This is a genomic window from Nocardia sp. NBC_00416, assembly GCF_036032445.1.
Taxonomy (GTDB): Bacteria; Actinomycetota; Actinomycetes; order Mycobacteriales; family Mycobacteriaceae; genus Nocardia.
This window is the reverse complement of sequence record NZ_CP107932.1, coordinates 7,008,138-7,031,684: the sequence shown is the minus strand read 5'-3', so window position 1 is coordinate 7,031,684 and position 23,547 is coordinate 7,008,138. Positions and strand designations below refer to the sequence as shown.

Sequence of the window (23,547 nt, the reverse complement as noted above, 5' to 3'; positions counted from 1 at the left end):
TGCGACAGCTGTGGTCAGAGCATGGCCGAACGTGGCACCTTAATACCGATCGCGGTGGCCCCGGCGAGTTCGCGGGCGGTGTCGTAGTCGAAGACCACATGGCCGCTCAGCACGTCGACGTCGCGTTTCAACCGCTGCATCGGATGGTCGGTGAAGTGCACACTCGCGCCGGACGCGGACAGCAGGTCGCCGATGACCGACCGGGACTCTCGGACGATATGCGCGGCGGCCAGCCGGGCCTGCGCCCGGACCGGCACCGCGACGGGCGTTCCGGTGTCGAGCAGCCCTTCGATCTCGCCGACCGTATCGTCGAGCAGGCCGTGCAGGGCGCGCAGCCGGACCTGAGCCTGCCCCAGGTGGGCCTGGGCGATCGGTTTGTCCCGCTGCCGGGTACCGCCCTCGTACAGGACCCGGCCCTCGAGACGGTCGGCGTAGATATCGGTGGCGCGTTCGGCCGCTCCCAACGCCGGCATCGACGCGGCCAGCGCCAGGGCCGGTACCAGCGGCCATCGGTAGGTGCTGGCGTCGTGCAGGCGGGCTCCGGGCGCGGTGCCGCCGTAGATGTCGAGCACCCGCGCCATCCGGTGTTCGGGGACGAATACATTCTCGATCACGACATCGTTGGATCCCGTCGCGCGCATCCCCTCGGTATGCCACACGTCCTCGATCACGACGCCGTCGGCGGGCAGCAGTGTCAGCGCGAGGTAGAGGTCGTCGGTGGGCCCGCACAGCGCGCCCACCATGATCCAGTTGCCGCTCATCACGCCGGTGGCCCAGGACCACCGGCCCGACAGCAGGATCCCGCCCTCGGCGGGAATCCCCCGGCCGGTCGGCGCCAGTGGGGCCGGGCACAGGAACGGACCGCTGCCGTAGGCCTCGGTCTGCGCCTGTTCGGGAAACAGGGCGAGCAGCCAGTTGTGCAGGGCATAGAATCCCAGCGTCCACGCGCTCGACACACATCCGTGGGCCATCCGGCGAATCGGATCCAGCACGGCGGGGAATCTCTCCTGCGGGCCGCCGAACCGCTTGGGCACCAGCGCTCCGAGGAAACCCGAGGCCACCGCGTCGGCGATGGTCTGCTCCGGTAATCTGCGCGCGTCCTCGGCGGCCTGCGCCCGCGCGGCCAGTTCGTCGATGAAACTCTGACCGATTCCCAACTCTGTATTCGACCCCGCCGCAATCATATTCGCGACGCTAACATACGCAAAAGTATGCTGCGGCGGCTCTGCCCGAATCCGGAATCCGGCGACATACCCCGGTAAATACTGGCATTCACTGGACTTCCCTGGAATTGCCACCTACATTCTCCCCATGCCCACCGCGGAGGCGCTCGAACAGCGCATAACCGAGTTACGCGCGCAGGTGCGCCGCGCCGCCGGATCCGGCGACCGGACGGCGGCCCGCCGCCTGCGTGCCGAACTCCGGGCCGCCGAAACGGAATGGGACACCGCTGTTCTCGGCGCGCCGGAACAGCCCGCGCCGGTCCGGCAGCTCGCGGCGGCGGTACCGGTCCGTGAGCATGTGCACCGGGCGCTCACCCTGCTCTCGGTGCCCGCCGCCCCGAAACTGATCCTCGCCGTGCACGACGCATTCTTCTCCGGAGAACTGGTCCCGGCCCGGCTCACCAGCCTGCGCCGGGACGAAGAACGCTCCTTCCGGGCCGCGCCCTACGCACGCCCGTACTACCTCTGCGCGGCCATGACCACCGATCTGCTGGCCCCCGCCCGCGGCCTGCTGGCCGTGAGCACCTGGCCGCTGGCGCAGCGTATGGTCGGGCCGTTGAGTCCGCGGGTGGATCTGCTGACCGGCGCGATCCGGCTGGCCCGGCATATGACCGACCACGGGTGTACACCGGCGGGGCAACGCGTGCTGTGGCAACTGGGAGTGTCGATTCCGGGGGCGACGGACGGGAAGAGCATCGACCCGGACGTGGTGCTCGCGGCCGCGGAACGCGAATTAGAGGTGCACAGAGACGACGACACACAGCAGCGGGCCGACGCCGCGGAGCGTGCGGTACGGCAACTGGCGGATCCCGCGGCGCAATTGTTCGGTGTTCGGCTCGCGGTGGCCGATCGCCGACGGAACGAGGCCTGAGATGACGCTTGCGGAGAAAACCCTGACCACCCGGCTGGACGAATTGCGCGGCGACGCACCCACCAGCCGCCACAACGCCCGGACCATCGCCGCGCTGACCGCCAACCCGGGCTGCGCCCGCCGGGCCCTGCTGGACGCCGCCGCGGTCGACAAGACCGTGATCGCCCAGGAGCTGGGCTTCCCACCCAAGTTCGGCCAGTCGCCGTTCGCGATCACCCGTGGCAACAGTTTCGAAGCCATGGTGAAATCGCACGGATGCGCCGAGCTACTGCGGCTGCTGCGCGAGGAGCTGGGACTGACCATCCCGGAGGTCGGGTACCACGATCTGGAGACCGTCGGCGACAACGCGACCAATTCGGTGCGCTACCAACGCACCAAACAGCTACTGGGGCAAGCGCTCTCGTCCGGCCAGGGCACGATGTTCGACCATCCGATGCTGCGCCTCGAGATCGCCGGAGCCACCGCCTACCTCGAACCCGATGTGGTGGCGCTGCAGATCGGCGGGCTCTTCCACGTGGTCGAGATCAAATCGTTCGCCATCGTGGACGGACAAGCGGACCCGGCGCAAGTGGCCTCCGCGGCGCGGCAGTCGGCCGTCTACGTCCTGGCCATGCGGGAACTGCTGCGCGAACTCGGACAGCCCCCGGAGCTGGTCGCGCACAACTCGATCCTGGTGTGCGCCCGGGATTTCACCAACCGCCCGACCGCGGCGCTGGTGGATCTGCGCAAACAACTCGCGGTGATCGGCCGTCAGCTGTCACGGCTCACCTCGATCGACACGCTGCTGGATCTCGTTCCGCCCGGCGCCACTTTCACACCCGGCGCCGGACTGTCCGACACCGTCGCGGCGATCCCGTCGCGCTACGCGCCGGACTGCATGTCCAGCTGTGAACTGGCGTTCGCCTGCCGGTCCGAGGCCCGCACCCACGGCTCGGTGGATACGCTGGGCCGCGGCGTCTGCGACGACCTCGGCGGAATCGACAACCTCGACACAGTCCTGGCCCTGGCCGACGGAACCCTCGATCCCGGACCCGAACACGCCGATATCGCGGAGATGCTGCGGCGGGCGCGCGCACTGCGCCTGGAGGTCGCCCGATGAGCGTGCTCAGCGCGCTGGCCAAGGCGACCGCGGCGCGGACCGGGCGCGCCGAACCCATCGCGGCCCGGCGGCACTACCACCTGTCGGAGCGTCCGCTGGTGCTGGTGCCGTTGCGGCTCGCCGGTGAGGCGGCCGCCCCGCTGGCGGTGATCCTCGGTTGCGCACCGGAGGATTCGACAGTGCTGATCGTGGCGCAGCCGCGCGACCGGGTGCTGCGGTTGCGGTTCATCGAACACCTCGCCGACCGTGTACTGCCCTATATCTCGGCGTTCTGCGAGGACGCGGAGGAACTGACGGTGAAATCGACCGGTGAGGCCTACCTGCGCTATCTGGACGCGCCGCAACTGCTGCTACCCAACCCCGGTGGGATCGAATTCCTGCGGCTACTGGGCCGGTCGGTGCGCTTCCATCGCACCGAGGGCGACAACGCGGTACCGGAATCGCTTCCGCTGCTCGGCAGATGGCTCACCTGGTTCGGCGATCGCTCGGATTTCCCGGGGTCCAACGTATCGCTGGCGATGACCTCGGTACTCACCACCCACTGGGCGTCCGGACAGTCCGCCCTCGAGGACGGGAACCTGGCGGCGCTGCTCGGCTGGATCGACCCGCCGGCCGGAATGACCGGGCCGGAGGCCGCCGCGCTGGCCGAGGATCCGCTGGCGTATCCGCCCGCCGGACCGGCGACCGATCCCGGATTCGACAACGAAGAACTGGCGCCCTTGATCTCCGCCTACGACAGCGCCGAACACGAATGGGCGAAGGTCATCGCCGCGGAACGGCTCGAACAAGCGCTGCGCGGACAACTGGAACCGACCTGGCGATCGATGTGGCGGGCGGTGGAAATGCTGCGCGAACTGCCGGAGGGGGCGAGCGTGGCGAAGCGGTGGACCGACGACCGGTCCGCGTTCTCCTGGTTCGTCTCCGATATCCCCGAGGGCTATCCGCAGGCCCGCCGGGATTCGGCGGTGTCGGCGACCCGGCGGCTGCTCAAACAGGAACAGGCTCTGGACGCCTTCCAGGCGCAGCGGGCCTTCGACGACCCCCGCGTGCTGATCGAATACCGGCTCGTCGGCGAAGCGTTCCAGGGGGCGGTCGCCGCCTGTGAACCCGAGCGGCGCGCGAAACCGAAATCGCGCGAGGTCCCGCGACCGTATCTCTGGGTGCACACCGCCGACCCGTTCCGGGCCCGGATCGGGGAAACACTGATCCGGATCGACCGGCCCAACCAGAAAGCCGAGGTCGTCGCGGTCGACGACGATGTGATCCAGCTGGAACTGGTGAGCGGTATGGGTCAGGGCAAGAATCCCGCCCTGGGCAGCGTGCCCGAGGAGGGCGACGCGATCGGCTTCGCCCGCTTCTCCCCCACCGGCTTCGCCGGGCCGCCCGCCAAACTCCCGCCCCGCGAGGAAACTCCGTGGACGCACGGCGGTCCCCCGCCCGAAGCGGCCCCCGAACTCACGGAGGAATGGTCGTGACCACAGCGGACGAGGTGGTCGGCCGGATCCTCACCGACCTCGACGACACCGCACACCGGGCCCTGGTGGTCGATTCGCCGCCCGGCGCCGGTAAATCCACGCTGGTGGTGCGCGCCGCCCGGCAGCTGGCCGCCGCCGACGACGAGCAACGGATGATCGTCGCGCAGACCAACGAACAGGTCGACGACCTCATCGACCGGCTGGCCACCGCCGACCCCGCACTCCTGATCGGCCGGCTCTCCGCCGGCGACTATCGCCGCAGCGCGCGAATCGACCGCGACAATGTCGAGGTCGCCAACCGGCCCGCCGACCTGGAGAAATGCGCGATCGTCATCGGCACCGCCGCGAAATGGGCGACCCTGGACGAAGGCCGCTGGTCGTACGCGATCGTCGACGAGGCCTATCAGATGCGCTCGGATATGTTGCTGCGCATCGCGAATCGCTTCGAGCGTGGCCTCTTCGTAGGCGATCCCGGCCAGTTGGACCCGTTCGCCACCGTCGACGCCGACCGCTGGGCGGGCCTGTCGTGGGATCCGACCATGAGCGCGGTCGCCGTGATGCTCAACCACAACGACGGAATCCCCGTGCACACCTTGCCGGTGTCCTGGCGGCTGCCGCCCTCGGCGGCCGCGGTGGTCTCCTCGGCGTTCTATCCCTTCGCACCGTTCGCGGCCGGCACCCGGCCTGAACAGCGCCGCCTCGAATTCACCACCCGCGGCCTGCGCGGTCCGGTGGACGATGTCCTCGACGAAGCCGCCGTGCACGGCTGGGCGTACTACGAATTACCCGCCCGCCACACCCTGCGCACCGACGGGGAAGCCGTCGCCGCCATCGCCGACCTCACCTGCCGGCTGCTGGAACGCGGCGGAGTCGCGCACTCCGAACACGGCGACCGGGCGATCGACGCGACCCGGATCGCGGTCGGCACCGCGCACCGCGATCAAGCCCAGGCCGTGCGCGACGCACTGGCCGGTACGATCGCGGCCGAGGTCACGGTCGATACCGCCAACCGGCTCCAGGGCCGCGAATACGATGTCACGGTCATCCTGCATCCGCTCTCCGGCCGCCGCGACGCGGGCGCCTTCCACCTGGAGGCCGGTCGGCTGTGCGTGCTGGCCTCCCGGCATCGACACGCCTGTATCGTCGTGGGCCGCGCCGGGATCGGGGAACTCCTCGACGCGCATCCGTCGGCGGAACCGGTCTACCTCGGGGTGCCGGTGAAATTCCCGGACGGCTGGGAAGCCAACCAGGCGGTGCTCAATCGGCTCGCCGACCATCGCGTCGCCGCCCCGAGCCACGCACGCTGAGACGCGGCGGCCGGTGCCTGACCGCAGCGAGACCCCGCGCGGATATCAGCCGGCCTCGTCGATATCCAATCCCCAGTAGGTTTCGGTCCCTGGTCCGGTCGGATTTCCCTGCTCCCGCTGCACCGGTGTCACCATCGAATCCGGTGTGGCGTAGTGGTCACGACTCACCCCGAAGGACGGAACATTATCGACGAAAGCGTGGACGACGCTGCCCTCGTTCAGAAATATCTGCACCGAGGAGTCGGAACCGCCCGGCAGACCGGACCAATAGACGTCGGTCCCGAGCGCGGCATTCAACTCGTCACCGTCCTTCAACGAAGAGAATCGATACATCCGATCCCAGGAGTCGAACGGCAGATCCGCGTCGGCCATCACATCCCCGAGTCGCGCGGGCTGCCGGGAATCCAGCACCCGCTGGAACGCACCGTCCACCGCGGCATCGTCCCGACCGACCTCGATACGCTCACCGAAAACCACACCGCACCCGGAGCCTGCCGCCAACACGAACGCGGACGCCCCCACGGCCAGCAGCCCCCGGAATCCTCGTCCACTCGAGGTAGTCATCTTCACCAGACCCTTCGCTGGATATCTCATTTCGTCGACGGATTATCGTCGGGTAGAGGGGCGCCCGGAAGGAATCTCGGGTTCTCGTTGAAGATATCCGAGTCCACGGTGTCGCCGATCGCCACGTCATCCGACCAGCTCAACTCGTGGCCCTGATTGATGACCACGGTATCGCCGCGCCCCACCGCGTCTTTCACCAGCTGCTGCAGTTCCTCCGGACTCGCGTCGGGATTCTGCAGCGCGATATTGCGTCCGATCTCATTGTTGTGCAGGTCCATAGCCTCGCGGACGGCAGCGTTATCAGGTCTGCCCTCATGCTTGGACCCGTACTCCTTCGTCCAGTCCTCACCGAACTCCTGAGTCATCAAGGCATTCCAGTAAGCGTGGCGGAAGGCGTCGGTCTGATCGTCCTGTTCCTTGTCGCCCGGGTACACCCCGAGCGCGGTGTCCTCTGCCTCGGTCATGAGCTGGTAGAACTTGGCCTTCTCCACCAGACTGAGCTGATCCAGCATCTCGGCTTCGGCCACGGTGACCTGTTTGGCCTTGCCCAGTGCACCGGCGACGATTCCGAGCAGCCCGTCCTCCGGCCAGGTGACCATCCCACCCGGATCAGCCTCCACCTGATACTCGGTGACGATCGCTTCCAGCTCCCACCCGGCGGGCAATTTGACGTTCTCGAAAGCCTTGTCCAGCGCGTTCCGCACGGTTTCCGCGGCGTCACCCGCGGCCCGCAAGGCGGGCTTGATCACCTCTTCGTGCTTCTTCGCCTGTTTGTACAGAATCGAGTACGCCGACTGCCAGCTCGCGATCCCGAGTTCCCCCTGCACCCACGCCAGCATTTCCTTGGTGAAGCCGACATCACCCTGGTCCCCGACCACGAACCGATCCCCCTCGGCCGTCGCGATCGCGTTCACCGCGGCGGTCTTCGCGGCGGACAGGCTCGGTCCGGCCTGGGTGACTATCGTGCCCGCCTGTTCCAGGGCCCCGGCTACCGAAGACAGGGAGGTCCGCGTCTCTTCGCCTTTCACCCGCATGGCGTCGGCGGCGTCCCCACGCCAGATTCCCGGCGAGTCCGCGAGTTGCCGCGACACCGACCCGTGCTCGGTGTGCACGGTCTGCGCGGCCCGCGCCCATTCCTGACCCTGTTCACCGAGTTTGGCGGTATCCCACAGTCGGACCTGTGTCTTGGTCGGTGGTAGCGAACTCATCGCGGCGGCTCGCCGGCATTCGCGACATCGGCGGCGTTCTGTTGCTCGGTCTGCAGGAATTCGCCGATATCGGCCTTGGCGCGATCGCAGATCTCCTGGACCTGGCCACCGGCGCCCCGGGTGCTGGCGCGGGCCCGGAACCCCGCGAGCATCACGGCGTGCCCGAGGCCGGAACCGGGCAGGGTCTGCTCGATCTGCGCGACGAAGCTCTCCGTGGGTATACCGTCCAACACGGTTTTGGACTGGCCGAGGGCACCGATCATCCCCTCCACCGCAGGTGCGTCGACATACAGATCAGACATACAGAACCTCCCCGAACGGGTTGCTACGCTAGCACAGCAAGATTCCATGTCCGTGGGGGAAGCGAGTTCCGTGTGCCACCGAATTCCGGCGATATCGATCCGATCAGCGGGCAGCTCGAGGCCGTCCAGCGCGCGCTGCTGACCGATACCGGCAGTGCCGGCCGTTACGGTGTCGCCGTGCAGGTCCGGGCCGACGGCACACTCGAATCGGTCCGGATCGACCAGTCCGTCACCCCGTACGGCGCCGAGCTCGGGCAGCTCATCACCCAGCTCGCGCAGGAGGCGCTCACGGCCGCGCGCGACAATGTGCGGGAACAGATGGACATCATCACCGCCGACCCGCGCCTCACCGCGGTCGCCGAAGCCTTCGGCGACGCCGTCGACAAGCCCCGCCCGGTACCGCCGCCGGTCGAGCCCCGACCCACCCGGTACGCCGATCCCGACGACGAACTGTCCGAGGAAGAGCTGATCGAACTGAACCAACGCCGTAACCAGGGCTTTTTCGGCGGCTGACGGTTCCGCCCGCGAAACGGCGCCCCGCCCGCTCGCCCCGCCCGCACCCGTACACGGATTGCCGTTCGCGGATCCGCGGGGCACTATTGCGGGCATGCGAGTCGTGATCGAGCTCCGCCCCGAACCCGAACTGATCTCCGCCGCAACCACATCCGCGGCCGGTATCTCCGCCGCCGAAATCACCGGCGAGGTACCGGGATTCACTCTCGACACCGCCTTCGGCCCGGTCGCGCTGCCACCGAGCACCGCGGTGAGCGATGCTTCGCGCCCGGATGGCGGCTCGTACCTGGTGCGCGGGGAGATCCCCGACGGCGACCCGGCCGCCCGCGCGGCGGTCTCCGGCGCACCGGGTGTGACCGGCATATTCGCCGATCCACTGATCGAGCCGGTACTCACCTGCGGCGACACCGGACCGGTGGGCACCTGGCAGGAGGTGGCCGCCCTGCTCGGACGCGACGAACTCGCCGCCGCCGGACTGACCGGCGCAGGGGTCGCACTGGCCGTCCTGGACACCGGGATCAACGCCGCGAAGGTGGGTCAGGTCAGCGGCGCCGCCATCGCGATCGACGCGGCCCGCAGCTGGAACCCCGCGGGAGTCGTGGGCACCGCGGGACAATTCCCCGTCGACCACGGCACCATGTGCGCATTCGACGCCATGATCGCCGCGCCGGCCGCCGCCTTCCTCGATATCCCGTTGCTGCAGAGCACGCGGTCCGGCGGCAGCCGGATGGACGGCCTGCTCTCCGACGCCCTGGCCGCCTTCGCCCACCTGCGCACCGTGCTGACCGAGCAACCCGCCGACCGCCGGGCCCTGGTGATCAGCAACAGCTGGGGGTCGTTCGCGCCGCAGTGGGATTTCCCGGTCGGCGATCCGGGCAACTACTCCGACAATCCGGATCACCCTTTCAACATCATCATCGGCTCGCTGGACGCGGCGGGCGCCGATATCCTCTTCGCGGCCGGCAATTGCGGCCGCGACTGCCCGGACGGGCGCTGCGCCTACCCCGAGCGGCCGATCACCGGTGCGAACTCACATCCGAACGCGCTGTCGGTGGCCGGTGTCGATACGGGTAAACAACGCGTCGGGTATTCCTCGCAGGGTCCCGGACGGCTCTCCGAGCGCAAACCCGATCTCTGTGCTTACTCCCATTTCCTCGGCTCCACCGCTTTCGGCGCCGATGTTCCGGATACCGGCACCTCCACCGCCTGCCCCGTACTGGCCGGAGTGGTCGCCGCGATCCGCACCCGGTGGTCGGCCACCGAGCTGCCGCCGGCCCGATTGCGGGAACTGCTGCAGCGCACCGCGACCGACCGGGCCGGCACCGGATTCGACTACGACTACGGCTACGGCATCGTCGAGCCCGGGGCCCTGCTCGCGGAACTGCAGAAGGTCGCGGCCCGCGCGTAACCTGGGGTGATGCCATTGCTGACCGTCGCACTGCCCCCCGGTTCGGTGCTGGCCGACGCGCTGCGCGAACTGGGTCTGCGCGAGGACGAGGTCGACGGTGAATACGGGCTGATCGCGCTCGACCCCGACACCGGCCGGTTCGCGCTGCGCGTCCACGCGACCGCGGCCGCGCGCCTGGCCGCCGATACCGCGGCCACCGTGTTCGCGGACCCTCCCGTCGAATCCGTGGAGCGTGAATCCATGGGGCGAGACGAGCCCGATCGTTAGCGGAAAAGTCCTTCTCGCTGGGTGATTCCACACTCACCCGCGGTGATGGGGTGCTGTCATCGATCACAGGATGTGGTATCCGTAGCTCGTGGAAGGTGTGGAAGGTACAGAGTTCGGTCGTTACCGACTGCTCGATCCACTCGGGGCCGGCGCCATGGGGGAAGTCCACCGCGCCTACGACACCGGCACCGAGCGCATGGTGGCGGTGAAGGTGCTGTCGGCGGAGTTCGCGCAGGACAAGGTGTACCGTCGGCGCTTCCAGCGCGAAGCCCAGCTGGTGGCCCGGCTGCACGAACCGCATATCGTGCCGATCCACGATTTCGGCGAGATCGAGGGCCGCCTGTTCCTGGAGATGCGTCTGGTCGAGGCCCCCAACCTGGCCACTGTGCTCACGGACAAGGGGACGCTCGGCCCCGCCGAAGCGGTCGCGGTGATCACTCAGATCGCGGCCGCCCTGGACGCCGCGCACACCGGCGGCGTGCTGCATCGGGATGTGAAACCGTCCAATATTCTGGTCACGCCGGAGGACTTCGCGTATCTGATCGATTTCGGGATCGCCCGCAGCGGTCAGGACACCACGCTCACCCGGGCCGGCACGATGATCGGGACGCTGGCCTATATGGCGCCGGAACGACTCACGCTGGACCAGACGGACGCGCGCTCGGATGTGTACTCCCTGGCCTGCGTGCTGTACGAATGCCTGGCGGGGACGAAACCGTATCTCGGGGACAGTGTGGAGCGGCAGATCGCCGCGCATCTCACCGATCGGCCGCCACTGCCCTCGGCCGCGGGTCTGCCGCCCGCGTTCGACGCGGTGATCGCCCAGGGAATGGCGAAGAAACCGGACGAACGGTACAGCTCGGCGGGTGAACTCGCCGCCGCGGCACAGCAGGCGTTGCTGCCTCCGGCTGTCGCGCCGCCCGAGCCGCGGCGGACGCCACGGGCCGGGATCGCTGTCGCGGCACTGGTCTTCGCGCTGGTGAGCGGGTCCGCGCTCGCACTGACCAGGGACGGCACCGCGACGGTCACCGATGCGCCCGCGCCGCCGGCGCCCCCCTCGGCATCGGCGACCGTGGTGCCGGGCCCGGCGGTCGCCGAACCGGCCCCCGAACCCGCACCCGCGCCTCGGCTCCCGGTGCCGGAACCAGCGCCGCACACCGTACCGAGAGCTACCACCACGATTCCGGCCGCGCCGCCGGTCCTACCGGGTACCGCCGTCGCGGAGAGCGTTCCTACCGCGCCCACCGAGGGCCCGGCGGCCGAACCGCAACCCGCCCCGCCGCTCGCGCCACCGCTTCCGACCACCAGTGTCGCCGCGCCGCCGACCACCACCGCCGCCCCTTCCTCGTCCACTCCGGCGACCTCGACCACACCCGAAACCACCCGGCCCACCACGACCACACCCACCACGACCACACCGCCGACGACGACCGCCCCCGAAAGCACCGGTAGCGGTGAGCCGACCGGTTCCGCCGCGGCGTCGGGCAGCGCGACCACCGAGAAGGCCGATTCCCAGGGCAGCACCATCGCCACTTCGTCGGCGTCGGCACCGGCCACGCCGTCCGGTGCCACACCGACCCCGTCCACGCCGCCGACCCCCACCGCGCCGACCTCGACCCGCTGATCGGGGCACGCCGGTAGCGCGCGACCGCGCTGCGGGGGAACCGGGCGGCACCGGCGATAATCGAGCCGAGTCCGGACAGTGCGGCTTCGAGATCGGAGGTAGTGATGGCCACGGATCCGAACCACGCCGACCGGCGCGCCGTCATTGTGGGCGCCGGAATCGCGGGTCTCACCGCGGCGGTGGCGTTGCGGCGGCGCGGCTGGCGGGTGGAGATCCTGGAACGGGCCGCCGGGCCGGAACCCGCCGGGTCGGGACTCAGCCTGTGGCCCAACGGTTTACGTGGCCTGGACGCCGTCGGAGTCGGCGCCGCGGTGCGCGAGCAGTCCCTGGCGGCGACCGAGGGCGGTATGCGCGATACCGCCGGCCGCTGGCTGGTGCGCACCGATATCGCCGAACTACGCCACCGTTATGGGAATCTGGTGGTCATCCACCGCACCCGACTGTCGGAGATCCTGCGCGACGCGCTCGGACCGGACTCGCCGCATTTCGGCGCGACAGTGCATTCGGTGGAAACGACCGGCGCCGGAGTCCGAGTACAGCACAGTCGCGGCCTCAGCGAGGCCGATCTGGTGCTGGGCGCCGACGGTGTCAACAGCACGATCCGGACGACGCTGTGGCCGGATTCGCGACCGCCGGTCTACGCCGGATACACCGCCTGGCGGACCATCGTCAGCCCGGCCGCGCCGATCGATTCGGGCGGGGAGACCCTGGGCCGGGGCCGGCGTTTCGGGATCGCCCCGCTGCGCGACGGCCGGGTGTACATGTTCGGCTCCGCGAATCTTCCCGCGGGACAGCGCAGTCCCGACGGCGAACTCGCCGAGATGAACCGCCGCTTCCACGACTGGCACGATCCGATCCCGGCGCTGCTCGCCGCGGCCGACCCGGACGCGGTCCTGCGCCACGATATCTACGAATTGCCGCCGCCGGCCACCTATGTCCGGGAGCGGGTGGCACTGCTGGGGGACGCGGCGCACGCCATGACCCCGAATCTGGGGCAGGGAGCGAACCTGGCCGTCGAGGATGCCGTCACGCTCGCGGCGCTGCTCGACCGGATCCCGGACATTCCGGCCGCCCTGGCCGAATACGATCGGACTCGCCGCGCCCGCGTACAACCGCTGGTCCGGCTGTCCCGCAGGATGGGCGCCGCACTCCAGATGTCCTGGCCGCCGGTCGCCCTGGTGCGCAACACCGTGCTGCGGCTGACCCCGGACGCCGCCGCCCTGCGCGCCCTCGGACCGGTGCTGTCCTGGGAACCGCCCGTGTGAGCTCCTACACCCACTCTTTGCGGGCGAGGTCGAGGATCGTCGGATGCATGAGCGTCGACGGCTGTTCGCCGGTGTCCCGGCGGTCCGGCGCGAAAACCGTGGCCGCCGGCAGGCTCTGCTGATCGATCGACCGCGGCGGCACGGGCGGGTCCAGGGCGAGCTCCGGTTCGGGGTCACGGGTGGCCTGGACGAAGCCCCAGTCGCCGAAACTCGGCACGTCCACGTGGTACGGAAGAATGTTCAGCCCCGACGTGCGGACGGTCGCCGCGATGCACCAGAACGAATGCGGGGCGAAGAACGGCGAACCGGCCTGCACCACCATGGTTCCGCCGGGCGCCAGCACCCGGGCGGTCATCGCGTAGAACTCGGTGGAGTAGAGCTTGGCGATGGAGGTCTGGTCCGGATCGGGCAGGTCGACGATGACGGCGTCGTATTCGGATTCCGCGGTACGCAGCCAGGCGAACGCGTCGGCGGTGACCACCCGTACGCGGGGGTCGGCGAAGGAGTGCCGATTGAGTTCGGTGAGCCGCGAATCCGTGCGAGCGAGTTCGATCATGGCCGGGTCGAGTTCCACCAGGGTGACGGTGTCCACATCCGGATACTCGAGGATCTCCCGTAACGCGAGACCGTCACCACCGCCGATGACCAGCACATTCTTCCGCGTCCCGGCGAGGGTGGGGTGCACCATCGCCTCGTGGTATCGGTATTCGTCCACCGACGAGAACTGGAGGTCGCCGTTGAGGAAGAGCCGGGTATCGCGGGTCCCGAAGGGCGAAACGGATTCGGTGAGCACGATCTTCTGGTATTCGGTCTGGCGCTGCCAGACGATCGGATACGCGAACAGCGCCTGCTGCGCGGTCGCCTCGAACCGGTCGGCGTAGACGTAGCTGCCGATCAGCACCGCCGCGACCAGCAGGGTGACCGCGCCGAAAGCCGCCTTCGCCCACCGGGACAGATCGCCACGGAACCAGACGAGAACCAGCACCAGCCCGGCGACCGCGTTCACCACCCCGACGATCAGACTGCCGCGGATCTGCCCGAACACCGGTAGCAGCAGGAACGGGAACGCCAAACCACCGAGCAGGGCGCCGACATAATCCGCCGCGAACAGATCGGCGACCGCGCTGCCCGCCTCCTGTTTCCGGATGCGCTGCAGCATCTCCATCAGCAGCGGGATCTCGGCGCCCACCAGCGCGCCGATCAGCGCCGCCGCCGCCACGAGCGCCGCCGTGTAGAGATCGAGCCAGGCGTAGGCGGCGTACAAGCCGAGCACCGAGAGCCCGCCCACCAGCGCGAGAGCCAGTTCGACCGCGACGAACGCCGGGGCCGCCAGCCGCCGCAGCGGTTTCGCGGCCAGTGCGCCGACCCCCATGGCGCAGACCATCACACTCAGCGTGATCGACGCCTGGGTCGCGGTGTCACCGATCAGATAGCTGCCCAGCGTCACCAGGGACAGTTCGTACACCAGTCCGCACGCGGCGCATACGAACACCGTGAGCAGTAGAGCGGACCGCGCGAACCGGCCGGGAACGGGCGGCGGCGCGGCGCCGGTCCCGGACGACGCATCCCGGACAGGCGCGTCCCCGACCGCCGGGGACGGCGACTCGACGGTGCTCGCCGAGGAATCGTTGCGCGGCAACTCAGGTCAGCGCGGACGCGACCACGGCGGCGACCGCGATGTGCACCGCCGCGCTCACCCACACCCCGGGATGCAGTTCGTGCTCGTTCACCACGCCCCGGAACTCCCCGGGAGTCGCGAACTCCAGCAGCAGGAACGCCAGCGCCATCGCGACCAGGCCGATGATCCCGTACACCGCGCTGGTCACCAGGGCCTGCCCGATCGCGCCGTCGGAGGTCCAGATGGCGGTGGCGACGATGATGCCCACGCCCAGCATGTTCGCGGCGACCAGCAGTGCCGCGTTGCGGTTGCGCTCGATCCAGATCTGATGACGCAGGTTACCGGGCGTGAGCACGTCCACCAGGACGAACCCCAACACCATCAGGACGAACCCGAGGCCGGAATAGGCAGCCGCGGCGCCGGCGTTCGCGGGCAGGTCTTCGAGCATTGTTTCCTCCTGGGAGTGGATCTGTGGGCGGAGCCGGCGGCTACTTTCCCTCGCCGGAACCGCCGCCGCGGAAGCCGGTGTTGTCACTGGGCCAGCCGAAGACGCTGACCGCGCTGTGGTGCCGGCGGTGCCCGGTCCGATAGTCGTCGAGCAGGATCTTCGCGCCGGACCCGTTCGGCGAGATCGCGATGATGTCGTCGCGGTACTGCAGGTAGGTGGTCGCACCGGCGGTCCGCCGGTCCAGCGGCCGAATCGCCTTGGTGATCTCGTCGGCGACCGCCGTCGGCTTCTTGCTCGCCGTATACGCGGTCCCGTTGTTCGCTTCGTCGAGCTTGGTGGCACGCGTGTAGTTCGCGGCGATATAGGACCGGATGCCCTCGTCGTCGTCATCGGATCCGCATCCGGACAGCACGACCGCGAGGATCGCGCAGACCATCGCGATCACCCAGGACTTACGACTCACAGAAACCTTCCCCCGTCCGGCGCACAGTCCCTCCGGTACCGCGGCTACTGCTCACGAGGAGGACTGCGGGTAGATCATAATCGCACTTCGGTACAGCACCTGCCCGATCGCGGCTTCCTTTTTGCCCGATTCGCCGAAATCCTCGAACGACAGCCGGGTTCCGTCGTCGGCGACATAATCGTGGTACGCCACCGTGCCCGACGGTGTCAGCCCCGTCGTCGCTTCACTCAGGTACCGGGCACTGCCCGACTCGTCGAGCCGGAACCGCTTCCCGTCGTGCTCGAGCTCGTTTCCGCCCGCCGCCGCAACACCGGGGGTCTCCGTCCACAGAACCAGCTCGAGGTCCGGGTCCTCCTCCACCGACAACCATTTGCGGGTGCCCTCAGCGGTATCCAGCAGATGCTCACTCCACTGGTACCCGCCCTCTTTCAGCCGCAGCGAACCGCGGACGGTGAAGGTCTCCCCGAAGATATCGACGATATCTCCGGCCTTCAGAGCCCGCGGGTCACCGCGCAGGGCGTCGGAGTCCTTGTCGGCGAACGGGTCGACGGGCCCGGCCGCCGCGACCGGCTCGTCCTTCTTCCGGACCAGCAGATACAGCGCCACGCCGGCCACGACCAGCACGACGATCAACAGGACGAGCAACAGCGCGTTGATGGCAGCCTCCCTCTGGCGAACTCAGCGGAGACTAGCATTCGCCGACGCCGGTTCCGGGTCCCCCGGAACGGGGACCCGGAACCGTCGGTACCGCACCACCGGATCAGGTCGCCTGGGGCGCCTGCACGGGCGGAGGCGGCGGCGGTTGCGACTGGGTGATCTTCGGTTCCGGCAACTCCGTCGGCGCGGGCTCGCTGGGCGCGATACCGGCGGCGTCCAGACCGGTCGGGTGCAGAAAGTTCTGGAACTTGCCGTACTGGGCGCTGTCGAGATTGTTCTGATCGATGGCGACCATCTGGCCGTTGTCGATGTAGAACAGGCCGTTCCCGTTGTTGACCACGATCGCACTGTGGTTGTTGTCCCACACGATCACATCGCCGGTCTGGGGAGTGGTATCGACGACCGACCACGGCTTCTCCGGGGTCTGCGCACCGGGCGTGCCCTCGTAGGCGGTACTCGCGCTGATCGCCGGGTTGCTCTCCTGCCGCGTCAAGGCGTCCGCGACACCCTGTGGGACCTTGATCGTCGGACCGTTCGCCCCCGGCAGTTTGTGGTCGACCGTGGCGCCCGGGGTGTTCACCGGCGGCGGCGTGCCGTTGTCGGGGGCGGCTACCGCCGGCTGCGCCGTGGCGCCCGGATCTCCGGGGGCAGGAGCCGCGGCGACGCCCGGCGGCTGCTGACCGGGCCCGGGGGCCGGCTGGTCCTCGTCGCGACGATCATCATCGTCGTCGTCCTTGTCGTTCTTGTCTTCCTTGCCGGCCTGATCGCCGCCCATCACGCCCGACAGCATCGGCCCAAGGGCCGCCATCGCCATCATGCTGCCCATTCCGTTGTCGCCGCCGCCGTTGTTGACAGCCGGCTGGACATTGGGTTGGGCCGCGCCGCCATTGGTGCCGGTATCGCCCGCGAGGTAATCCTTGATCTGCTGCAGGCCGGACTTCTCGTCGTCTTTGCTGTCGGTGCCGCCGAGCGGATCTGATTCGTCGGTCCCCCCGGTCTCATCGGTCGGCGAACCGCCCACGATGTTCGAGAATTCCTTCTCCAGATCGCTCTGCACGTCGGCGGCGTCGCCCGGCTTGGGGTCATCGTCACCGGTGCCGGTCTCTTTACCCTTATCGGTCTCGTCGCCGGAACCGAACTGGGGATCACCCTTGGTGTCGTCGCCGGTGTCCTGGGGCTTGGGGGTTTTTTCGGGCTCGGGCGTCGGTTTGGGGTCTGGATCGGGCTCGGGATCGGGATCGGGCTTCGGTTTCGGTTTCTCCGGGTCGTTCCCCGGATGATTGTCACCGTCGTCGATTATCTCCTTGAACTCGGGATTCTCCTTTGCCAGCTTCTCCATCTCCTCGACGTAGTCGTTGACATACTTGGCGCAGTCGTCGACTCCCTCTTTGATGTATCCATAGAGAGGCTGTTCTTCGATGGCATGCTGAATACCCGGGTCAGCGGCGTCTATCGCGTCGCCTTTTTCGTTCTTGAGATTTTCTTCATTTTTGTTCACCCCGATCAGGCTGTTGGCGATCTTGTCGTTCAGTTGCAGAACCCGCTCGTACATGCTCTTGTACGTCATATGATTGAAGTCGTCGATCACCACGAGCTTATCGCCGAATCCTTTGTCGACCGCCGCCCCCCTCCTCTTCAGCAACGCTAATCGGGCCGAGAGTACGCCTTCCGCCTCGTAGGATTTACCCGCAGCCTCCGCCAGCTCGTCCGTGAATTTCTGGTCGAAACCGCTGTCTTTGGCCTTGTCGTCTTTGGGATCCTTCAGAAAGCTCGGCTTGTTGATATCACCGGTCCCGATCTGATGTGTCAGATAGGACAGGTAGTCGTTGTTCAGGTCGATATAGCCCGCTAGAAAAGTGGAGATCTCGGCGCCCCCGGTAGCGCGCGGCTTCTGGATTTCGAGCGGAAATCCTTCCGTGTCACTGTCCGGCTTCAGTTTATCCGGATCTTGCGGATTATAGCCGAGCCCGAACGTTTGCCGTCGAAGGTTTTCGATGGTGTCTACAGACTCAAGGCCGTCGAATTTGAAATCCTTGAAGACTTTATCGTCGCCGGGGTACTTGCCGTCCCAACTATCCTTCAGCTTCGAATCGCCTCTGACGAAGATTATCCGTCCGTCGTTGGTGATCGCTATCTGGGATATATCGTCGTTTCCGCCTGCACCATCATCGTTCGAATGCGCGATAAGCTCGCGCCTTTCATCGCCATCGTTCTCGAGCGTGATGCGAGTATCGTCGTCGAACCAGCCGTCGTCTTCGTCGAAATAGATTTCGTTGGCGTCCCAATCGCCAGTCTGCTGTACGACGTGATCGTTCTTGTCCACGACGACGAGTCGGCCGTCCTGCAGGCCCATCTTGTAGTCGCCGTTCTTCGAAACAATCCAGTCGCCATCGCTCAACTTGTTGTCGTCGATGTCGAATGTACCTTTGTGGTCCGTCACCGGAACGACTCCTGACGTCTATTTCGCCGCGGTCACCCGACGGCATCCCTATCTTGTGGGGTGGACCCTTGCGGGCGCCTTATCGGATCAACGGTCACAAGTCCGCGGCACGCCGGTTCACCCCGGCCCCGCCTTCGATGTCAGTGTCCTCGAACGTCGTCGCGGCACCGTATTTCGTATCGCCCGAACCCTGTTGGGTATCGGCCGTGTACGTCCAGTTCGCGGTTCGAGCCCGGCGTATCTCCCGGGCAGCCACGACCATGGGCCACACGCCGTCTCCGCCGCCCGAGTGGAACCCCGACTCCCAATCTTGATCATCCTTGGCCTTTTCGTGCAGCGCTGGGACCTTGCTGTGGTCCTGGCTCCCGCTGCTGCGCAAATCGTCCGGCTGCTGCTCAAAGCGGCTCATGGGTCGGATCCTTTCCCGCCTGTACTCCGTAGGCATATTTTCGGCTATCCCCACCCTTGGGATGCGGAACCGCGTGTGGTATGCACACGTCCGACCGTGGGTATCGGACATCAGAACACGTCGCCGAACTCGGCTTTCTCTATTCGCTGATAGTCCGCCTCGGTCGGCAGGCCCTGCTCGTCGAGAACATGTGGCAGCGCCCCCCTCGCGGAGAGCACCGACCTTCTCCCGACCTGGGACTTCAGATGCGCCAAGCGGGCCACCCGAACGATCTCGGCCGCCAGCCAGGCGTCGGTGTTCTCCCAGACCTCATCACCCAGGTGCACACCGACGATCACCCCGAAGAGGTTGCATCCCACCCCGACCGAATAGTCGGGATTGAATGCCTCGTACACGGGCGAATTCCGATTCGGCTGCGATTCGACGTCGTCCATCGCGCTCACACCCGACATGGCACCGCACGCAGCCCGTGCGCGATCTCGACTAGCGGCGGCGGCGCACCCATGGCACCTTCGGAACATCAGGCCAGACGGTTTCCTGGATCGCGATAGTGTGCTGCCGCAGTGCGTCGTCCGTACTCTCCGTGATCCCGGCCATGATGTCGGCCGCGAGGCTCGCTGGATCAGCGGCGGCGGCAATGGTTCCGGGAGCGATGTACATGTCGGTGAGCCGGCCACTCCCGTTCACCTCGGGGATCACCCGCCCGCTGGGCGAGGGACGCCGCGCCCGGATCGAGTCGATTCGGTCGAGCATATCGTCGGTCGTGTGCACCAGAGCACGCCCCAACGCGAGTGTCGCGACCGTCCTCGGATGTCTCACCGCCGCGCTCCCCCCGACTGCACCACCGCCGAGTGCCGGACACGGAAAAGACCTCGGCCGGGATGTGACTCGAAACCGTCCCGCAGCACAAGAGACGTTCCGGGGCCCGGACCCCTTCCTATGTTCTGGAGAGTCCGCAGCAACGCTCCACCTCCCGTCAACGGCACAAGATCCAATTTGTCATATCCCTTAGCGACTCACCATCAGTGGGAAGCTCCGGCTCAGCGAGACTGGATGCCGGCCGTCAACTCAGCGTATCGGCCTGATGGCCAGCAGCGTCGCAGTGTTGTGGCCGCGTGACACGAACTCCGGCTCATCGAAGCCGATCTCACGCAGCGCCGGCGAGTAGCGGCGAATATCGGCGACCGCGAAGCGATCCGCGGGTTCCCTTCGACGGACCCGGTCGCTCATAGCGAATGCTGTCCGCACAGTGGGCGACGGGTGCGCGTCCGCGAGGAGCAGCCTGCCCCCTGGCCGCAGCACCCGCCACATCTGCGCGAGCGCTGCCGCCCGATACTTCTCGGGAATATGGTGCATTACGAACGTGCAGGTCACCACGTCGAATGCCGCGTCGGGAAAGTCGAGTTCCTGGGCCGCGGACCGAACATATCGATGCCGCGGATCCCGACGCTGATTGTGTGCGACCGCCTCCGCGGAGGGATCGGCGCCGGTAGCGGTTCCGGCCTCCCCCGCCCGCCGACCGAGTGCGCGCACGAGTTTGCCGGGCCCGCAGCCGATGTCCAGGGCATCCTCACCCGGCCGCAACCCGGTGCGGTCGACGAAATCCCGCAGCAGCCGGCCCTGGCGGCCCAGGAAGAACACCGCGGTGAACAGGTTGTACCGGCGCAGGCCGGAGAGGACGAGCCCGGTATCGGGCTGGTCGACGAACATAGGTTTGCGTACACGCTGATCGGATGTCATGAGTCGATCGTCGCCACCCACCCCGTTCCCGACCAGAATCAGAACCGCGTGATCCGTCCGTTTCCGTACAGATCCGCCGGAACTGTCCGCCGAGAGGAGACCATGTCCGCGCCAGATCGCCGGGTCCGCCGCACCCGCGATGCCCTGCACGAGGCTCTCATCGGGCTGATGATGGAACGCCCCTATGACCGGATCACTGTCAGCGATGTCATCGACCGCGCGAATATCGGGCGTTCCACCTTCTACGCCCACTACCGCGACAAGGACGATCTGCTGGTGGTGAGCTGCGCCGAATTCCTGCGCACCGAGATCGGCCGCCGCGCCGGGCGGGGGCTCTGGGCGCCGGTTCGTGTGATGCTCGTTCTGGCCGCCGGCCACCCGGACGTGTACCGAGCGCTGATCGGCCCGAAGAGTTCGGCCACCGCGTTGCGCGGTTACCGGCAGAGTATCGCGACGATCTTGCGCGAACACCTCGCGGAGCAGCCGCAACCGTGGGTCGACGACCTGACTGTCACAAGCCTGTCGTGGGCGCTGGTCGGCCTGCTCGGCGCGGTCACCGATCGCACCGATCCCGTCCCCCCTGAAACCGCGTGGCGCCATTTCCAGCAGATGTGCGCACATCTGCCCCCGCCCGGCGGTACCCGCTCACGGTGAAAGGAAGGGCCCCGCCACACCTCGGGTGCGAGCGGGGCCCCGGGTGGGCCGGGTCACGCGGTAGCGCGGCGAATCGTGGCCCACGCACCGGCCAGCGCCACCAGCGCGACCGCGGCGGGCAGCACCGCCATCGGCACCACGCGCGGAACGTCGGCGAACCAGGAGCCGACCTCGGGCCACCAGCGTTGCCAGGTGACCAGTACGGCCGCGAGGCCGCCGGCGATCAGGACAACCGCGGCGGCGGTGTAGAGGCCGTTGACCCGCCAGCGCTGGAAGATCGCACCGAGCAACAGACTCACGCAGGCGAGCAGGGCCAGGAAGGCCGGGTAGGTTGCCAGCTGGACGAGCCCGCTGTCGGTGAAATCGGCGGGTAGGCCGAACATCTCCATTCGGACACCCCACCCGTCGGTCAGGCCCTCGACGACGGCCAGCGCCCAGAGCAGCAGCCCCAGCCCGAAGACCTGAACGGCGCCGACCAGCACGGTCCCGGCGAAGAAGTCGCGGCGGGTGACGCCGAGGCCGAGGGCGAACGGGAAGGTCTGCGTCATCGCGCTCATGTAGAAGGCCGTCATGAGGCCGAGGATGGCGTAGATACTGCCGGTCGTGGTCGTCTCGGTGGCGTCGATCAGCGCGAAGATCACCCACGGGATCACGAAGGCCGCGAAGAGAATCGCCAGCGGCCAGGCGATCAGCGCCGGCCAGGCCATCGTGTGGATCCGGGAGACGTTGAGAGCGCGGGCGATCATGACTTTTCCTTGCGGTGCAGTGTGGTGGTTTCGACGATGAGTTGTTGCAGCGAAACCGGCTCGACGGTCAGGCCGAGAGCTTTCGCGAGCCGGGTGTCCTCGGCATTGCCGGTGGTGCGCAGCAGCACCCGTGACTGGGCGCCGAGCGACTCACGGCGCAGTTCCGCCCGGTCACCGAGGAATTGGTCGATATCAGTCGTCGCGCCGGATACCGTGATCGCGGAATCGCGCAGCGCGTCGGCGGAGGCGTCGGCGACGACCCGGCCCCGATCGATCAGCAGCACATGCTCGAGCAGGTCGGCGACCTCGTCGATCAGATGGGTGGACAGCACCACGGTGCGCGGATGTTCGGCGTAGTCGGCGAGCAGGCGGTCGTAGAAGAGGTGGCGCGATACCGCGTCCAGGCCCAGGTAGGGCTCGTCGAAGAAGGTCAGCGGAGCTCGGGAGGCGAGCCCGATGATCACGCCGAGCGCGGAGGTCATACCGCGCGAGAGCTTCTTGACCTTGCGGTCGGTGGGCAGATCGAAATCGCTCACCAACTCGCGGGCGAAGTCCTCGTCCCAGTTCGGCAGCAGATGACGGGCCACGGTCAGCACATTCTCGACCTTGTAGTCGGCCGGATACGCCTGGCTCTCCTTGATGAACGACACCGAGCGCAGTACGGCGGCGTTCTCGTGCGGGACGGCGCCGAGGATCCGGACCTCTCCCGCGGTCTGGAACATCTGCCCGGTGAGCACCTGCATGAGGGTGGTCTTCCCGGCGCCATTGCGCCCGAGCAACCCGTAGATGGTGTTCTCGCGCAGATCGAAGGTCACATCGTCGAGTGCGGTGACCGAGCCGAAGCGCATGGTCAGGCCGCGGGCCGATGCCAGCACTTCGTTGTCGAGCGCCGGATCGATGAAGGTGGTGCTCATCGGGTCCCCTCCCGCTGGTCCAGCAGGGTCTTGAGTTCGTCGATGCCCATGCCGAGCTTGTCCGCCTCGGCGATGAGCGGGTCGATGTACTGCTGCGCGAATCGTTCCTTGCGCCGCAGCCGCAGCGCGCCGCGCGCACCGGCGGTGACGAACATGCCGATCCCTCGTTTCTTGTACAGAATTCCGTCCGACGCCAGCTGATTCAGGCCCTTCGCCGCTGTCGCCGGGTTGATCCGATGAAAGGCCGCGAGCTCGTTCGACGACGGCGCCTGCGTCTCCTCGGGCAACGATCCGTCGACGATCGAGTTCTCGACCATCTCCGCGATCTGCAG

26 protein-coding genes are annotated in these 23,547 nt (G+C 67.7%); 10 read left to right on the top strand and 16 right to left on the bottom strand.

Annotated features, from left to right (window positions below; translation table 11 throughout):
* Positions 1–14: 14 nt before the first annotated feature.
* On the bottom strand, positions 15–1,184 hold the full coding sequence (locus tag OG804_RS30535) for an acyl-CoA dehydrogenase family protein (RefSeq protein WP_328392093.1): 1,170 nt from the start codon (positions 1,182–1,184) through the stop codon (positions 15–17).
* 127 nt (positions 1,185–1,311) lie between these two features.
* Here OG804_RS30535 and OG804_RS30530 point away from each other — a divergent pair, with 127 nt between their 5' ends.
* Genes OG804_RS30530 through OG804_RS30515 form a run of 4 tightly spaced genes read left to right on the top strand, consistent with a single transcriptional unit; the run spans position 1,312 to position 5,975 of the window.
* A complete protein-coding gene (locus tag OG804_RS30530) occupies positions 1,312–2,094 on the top strand; it encodes a hypothetical protein (RefSeq protein WP_328392092.1) in 783 nt (260 codons plus the stop codon).
* 1 nt (position 2,095) lies between these two features.
* A complete protein-coding gene (locus OG804_RS30525) occupies positions 2,096–3,193 on the top strand; it encodes a hypothetical protein (RefSeq protein ID WP_328392091.1) in 1,098 nt (365 codons plus the stop codon).
* On the top strand, positions 3,190–4,668 hold the full coding sequence (locus OG804_RS30520) for a hypothetical protein (protein WP_328392090.1): 1,479 nt from the start codon (positions 3,190–3,192) through the stop codon (positions 4,666–4,668). The genes OG804_RS30525 and OG804_RS30520 overlap by 4 nt, the downstream gene beginning before the upstream one ends.
* Complete coding sequence (locus OG804_RS30515; RefSeq protein ID WP_328392089.1) at positions 4,665–5,975, top strand: AAA domain-containing protein; 1,311 nt, start codon at positions 4,665–4,667, stop codon at positions 5,973–5,975. Before OG804_RS30520 ends, OG804_RS30515 begins: the two co-directional genes overlap by 4 nt.
* A 45-nt stretch (positions 5,976–6,020) precedes the next feature.
* On the opposite strand, the gene OG804_RS30510 is transcribed toward OG804_RS30515, so the two are convergent.
* Genes OG804_RS30510 through OG804_RS30500 form a run of 3 tightly spaced genes read right to left on the bottom strand, consistent with a single transcriptional unit; the run spans position 6,021 to position 8,049 of the window.
* A complete protein-coding gene (locus OG804_RS30510; RefSeq protein WP_328392088.1) occupies positions 6,021–6,539 on the bottom strand; it encodes a hypothetical protein in 519 nt (172 codons plus the stop codon).
* A gap of 26 nt (positions 6,540–6,565) precedes the next feature.
* Complete coding sequence (locus OG804_RS30505) at positions 6,566–7,747, bottom strand: WXG100 family type VII secretion target (RefSeq protein ID WP_328392087.1); 1,182 nt, start codon at positions 7,745–7,747, stop codon at positions 6,566–6,568.
* Entirely contained in the window at positions 7,744–8,049 is a 306-nt protein-coding gene (locus tag OG804_RS30500) for a hypothetical protein (protein ID WP_328392086.1), read from the bottom strand. The genes OG804_RS30505 and OG804_RS30500 overlap by 4 nt, the downstream gene beginning before the upstream one ends.
* A gap of 72 nt (positions 8,050–8,121) precedes the next feature.
* On the opposite strand from OG804_RS30500, the gene OG804_RS30495 reads away from it, so the two are divergent.
* The 5 genes from OG804_RS30495 to OG804_RS30475 all read left to right on the top strand — a co-directional run bounded on the left by OG804_RS30495 (position 8,122) and on the right by OG804_RS30475 (position 13,126).
* Positions 8,122–8,562, top strand: coding sequence for a YbaB/EbfC family nucleoid-associated protein (locus OG804_RS30495; RefSeq protein ID WP_328392085.1), 441 nt, complete (start codon positions 8,122–8,124; stop codon positions 8,560–8,562).
* Positions 8,563–8,656: 94 nt separating this feature from the next.
* Entirely contained in the window at positions 8,657–9,970 is a 1,314-nt protein-coding gene (locus OG804_RS30490) for a S8 family serine peptidase (protein ID WP_328392084.1), read from the top strand.
* A gap of 9 nt (positions 9,971–9,979) precedes the next feature.
* Positions 9,980–10,237 (top strand): hypothetical protein, encoded by a 258-nt coding sequence (locus OG804_RS30485; protein ID WP_328392083.1) that lies wholly within the window; start codon positions 9,980–9,982, stop codon positions 10,235–10,237.
* An 88-nt stretch (positions 10,238–10,325) separates the two neighbouring features.
* Entirely contained in the window at positions 10,326–11,861 is a 1,536-nt protein-coding gene (locus OG804_RS30480) for a serine/threonine-protein kinase (protein WP_328392082.1), read from the top strand.
* A 104-nt stretch (positions 11,862–11,965) separates the two neighbouring features.
* Positions 11,966–13,126 (top strand): FAD-dependent oxidoreductase, encoded by a 1,161-nt coding sequence (locus OG804_RS30475; RefSeq protein ID WP_328392081.1) that lies wholly within the window; start codon positions 11,966–11,968, stop codon positions 13,124–13,126.
* Positions 13,127–13,130: 4 nt separating this feature from the next.
* On the opposite strand, the gene OG804_RS30470 is transcribed toward OG804_RS30475, so the two are convergent.
* The 9 genes from OG804_RS30470 to OG804_RS30430 all read right to left on the bottom strand — a co-directional run bounded on the left by OG804_RS30470 (position 13,131) and on the right by OG804_RS30430 (position 20,901).
* On the bottom strand, positions 13,131–14,765 hold the full coding sequence (locus tag OG804_RS30470) for a polyamine aminopropyltransferase (RefSeq protein ID WP_328392080.1): 1,635 nt from the start codon (positions 14,763–14,765) through the stop codon (positions 13,131–13,133).
* Between the two features lies 1 nt (position 14,766).
* The gene (locus OG804_RS30465) at positions 14,767–15,192 is read right to left on the bottom strand and encodes a DUF350 domain-containing protein (protein ID WP_328392079.1); all 426 of its coding nucleotides are present in this window, start codon (positions 15,190–15,192) and stop codon (positions 14,767–14,769) included.
* Between the two features lie 40 nt (positions 15,193–15,232).
* On the bottom strand, positions 15,233–15,655 hold the full coding sequence (locus tag OG804_RS30460) for a DUF4247 domain-containing protein (RefSeq protein ID WP_328392078.1): 423 nt from the start codon (positions 15,653–15,655) through the stop codon (positions 15,233–15,235).
* Positions 15,656–15,706: 51 nt separating this feature from the next.
* Positions 15,707–16,300 carry a DUF4178 domain-containing protein gene (locus tag OG804_RS30455; RefSeq protein ID WP_328392077.1) on the bottom strand — a complete coding sequence of 198 codons (594 nt, stop codon included), beginning with the start codon at positions 16,298–16,300 and terminating at the stop codon, positions 15,707–15,709.
* Positions 16,301–16,415: 115 nt separating this feature from the next.
* Positions 16,416–18,752 carry a CHAP domain-containing protein gene (locus OG804_RS30450; protein WP_328392076.1) on the bottom strand — a complete coding sequence of 779 codons (2,337 nt, stop codon included), beginning with the start codon at positions 18,750–18,752 and terminating at the stop codon, positions 16,416–16,418.
* A 94-nt stretch (positions 18,753–18,846) separates the two neighbouring features.
* Complete coding sequence (locus OG804_RS30445) at positions 18,847–19,161, bottom strand: hypothetical protein (RefSeq protein WP_328392075.1); 315 nt, start codon at positions 19,159–19,161, stop codon at positions 18,847–18,849.
* Positions 19,162–19,271: 110 nt separating this feature from the next.
* Complete coding sequence (locus OG804_RS30440; RefSeq protein ID WP_328392074.1) at positions 19,272–19,604, bottom strand: hypothetical protein; 333 nt, start codon at positions 19,602–19,604, stop codon at positions 19,272–19,274.
* Positions 19,605–19,644: 40 nt separating this feature from the next.
* The gene (locus OG804_RS30435) at positions 19,645–19,980 is read right to left on the bottom strand and encodes a hypothetical protein (protein WP_328392073.1); all 336 of its coding nucleotides are present in this window, start codon (positions 19,978–19,980) and stop codon (positions 19,645–19,647) included.
* Between the two features lie 249 nt (positions 19,981–20,229).
* Positions 20,230–20,901 carry a class I SAM-dependent methyltransferase gene (locus OG804_RS30430; RefSeq protein WP_328392072.1) on the bottom strand — a complete coding sequence of 224 codons (672 nt, stop codon included), beginning with the start codon at positions 20,899–20,901 and terminating at the stop codon, positions 20,230–20,232.
* Positions 20,902–21,003: 102 nt separating this feature from the next.
* Between OG804_RS30430 and OG804_RS30425 the strand changes: the two genes are divergently transcribed.
* Positions 21,004–21,555 carry a TetR/AcrR family transcriptional regulator gene (locus OG804_RS30425; RefSeq protein WP_328392071.1) on the top strand — a complete coding sequence of 184 codons (552 nt, stop codon included), beginning with the start codon at positions 21,004–21,006 and terminating at the stop codon, positions 21,553–21,555.
* Positions 21,556–21,608: 53 nt separating this feature from the next.
* Here the strand turns inward: OG804_RS30425 and OG804_RS30420 are convergent, their stop codons facing one another.
* From OG804_RS30420 to OG804_RS30410, 3 genes are read right to left on the bottom strand one after another with little or no spacing between them, the layout of a single operon-like run.
* A complete protein-coding gene (locus OG804_RS30420; RefSeq protein WP_328392070.1) occupies positions 21,609–22,301 on the bottom strand; it encodes an ABC transporter permease in 693 nt (230 codons plus the stop codon).
* Complete coding sequence (locus OG804_RS30415; RefSeq protein ID WP_328392069.1) at positions 22,298–23,215, bottom strand: ABC transporter ATP-binding protein; 918 nt, start codon at positions 23,213–23,215, stop codon at positions 22,298–22,300. Before OG804_RS30415 ends, OG804_RS30420 begins: the two co-directional genes overlap by 4 nt.
* Positions 23,212–23,532 carry a GntR family transcriptional regulator gene (locus tag OG804_RS30410; protein WP_442941918.1) on the bottom strand — a complete coding sequence of 107 codons (321 nt, stop codon included), beginning with the start codon at positions 23,530–23,532 and terminating at the stop codon, positions 23,212–23,214. Before OG804_RS30410 ends, OG804_RS30415 begins: the two co-directional genes overlap by 4 nt.
* Positions 23,533–23,547: the final 15 nt, after the last annotated feature.

Excerpts from the sequence above, each read along its gene's own strand:
- OG804_RS30535 (WP_328392093.1), bottom strand. The coding sequence starts at position 1,184 with ATGATTGCGGCGGGGTCGAATACAGAGTTGGGAATCGGTCAGAGTTTC.
- OG804_RS30530 (WP_328392092.1), top strand. The coding sequence starts at position 1,312 with ATGCCCACCGCGGAGGCGCTCGAACAGCGCATAACCGAGTTACGCGCG.
- OG804_RS30525 (WP_328392091.1), top strand. The coding sequence starts at position 2,096 with ATGACGCTTGCGGAGAAAACCCTGACCACCCGGCTGGACGAATTGCGC.
- OG804_RS30520 (WP_328392090.1), top strand. The coding sequence starts at position 3,190 with ATGAGCGTGCTCAGCGCGCTGGCCAAGGCGACCGCGGCGCGGACCGGG.
- OG804_RS30510 (WP_328392088.1), bottom strand. The coding sequence starts at position 6,539 with ATGACTACCTCGAGTGGACGAGGATTCCGGGGGCTGCTGGCCGTGGGG.
- OG804_RS30505 (WP_328392087.1), bottom strand. The coding sequence starts at position 7,747 with ATGAGTTCGCTACCACCGACCAAGACACAGGTCCGACTGTGGGATACC.
- OG804_RS30500 (WP_328392086.1), bottom strand. The coding sequence starts at position 8,049 with ATGTCTGATCTGTATGTCGACGCACCTGCGGTGGAGGGGATGATCGGT.
- OG804_RS30490 (WP_328392084.1), top strand. The coding sequence starts at position 8,657 with ATGCGAGTCGTGATCGAGCTCCGCCCCGAACCCGAACTGATCTCCGCC.
- OG804_RS30485 (WP_328392083.1), top strand. The coding sequence starts at position 9,980 with ATGCCATTGCTGACCGTCGCACTGCCCCCCGGTTCGGTGCTGGCCGAC.
- OG804_RS30475 (WP_328392081.1), top strand. The coding sequence starts at position 11,966 with ATGGCCACGGATCCGAACCACGCCGACCGGCGCGCCGTCATTGTGGGC.
- OG804_RS30465 (WP_328392079.1), bottom strand. The coding sequence starts at position 15,192 with ATGCTCGAAGACCTGCCCGCGAACGCCGGCGCCGCGGCTGCCTATTCC.
- OG804_RS30445 (WP_328392075.1), bottom strand. The coding sequence starts at position 19,161 with ATGAGCCGCTTTGAGCAGCAGCCGGACGATTTGCGCAGCAGCGGGAGC.
- OG804_RS30430 (WP_328392072.1), bottom strand. The coding sequence starts at position 20,901 with ATGACATCCGATCAGCGTGTACGCAAACCTATGTTCGTCGACCAGCCC.
- OG804_RS30425 (WP_328392071.1), top strand. The coding sequence starts at position 21,004 with ATGTCCGCGCCAGATCGCCGGGTCCGCCGCACCCGCGATGCCCTGCAC.
- OG804_RS30420 (WP_328392070.1), bottom strand. The coding sequence starts at position 22,301 with ATGATCGCCCGCGCTCTCAACGTCTCCCGGATCCACACGATGGCCTGG.
- OG804_RS30415 (WP_328392069.1), bottom strand. The coding sequence starts at position 23,215 with ATGAGCACCACCTTCATCGATCCGGCGCTCGACAACGAAGTGCTGGCA.
- OG804_RS30410 (WP_442941918.1), bottom strand. The coding sequence starts at position 23,532 with ATGGTCGAGAACTCGATCGTCGACGGATCGTTGCCCGAGGAGACGCAG.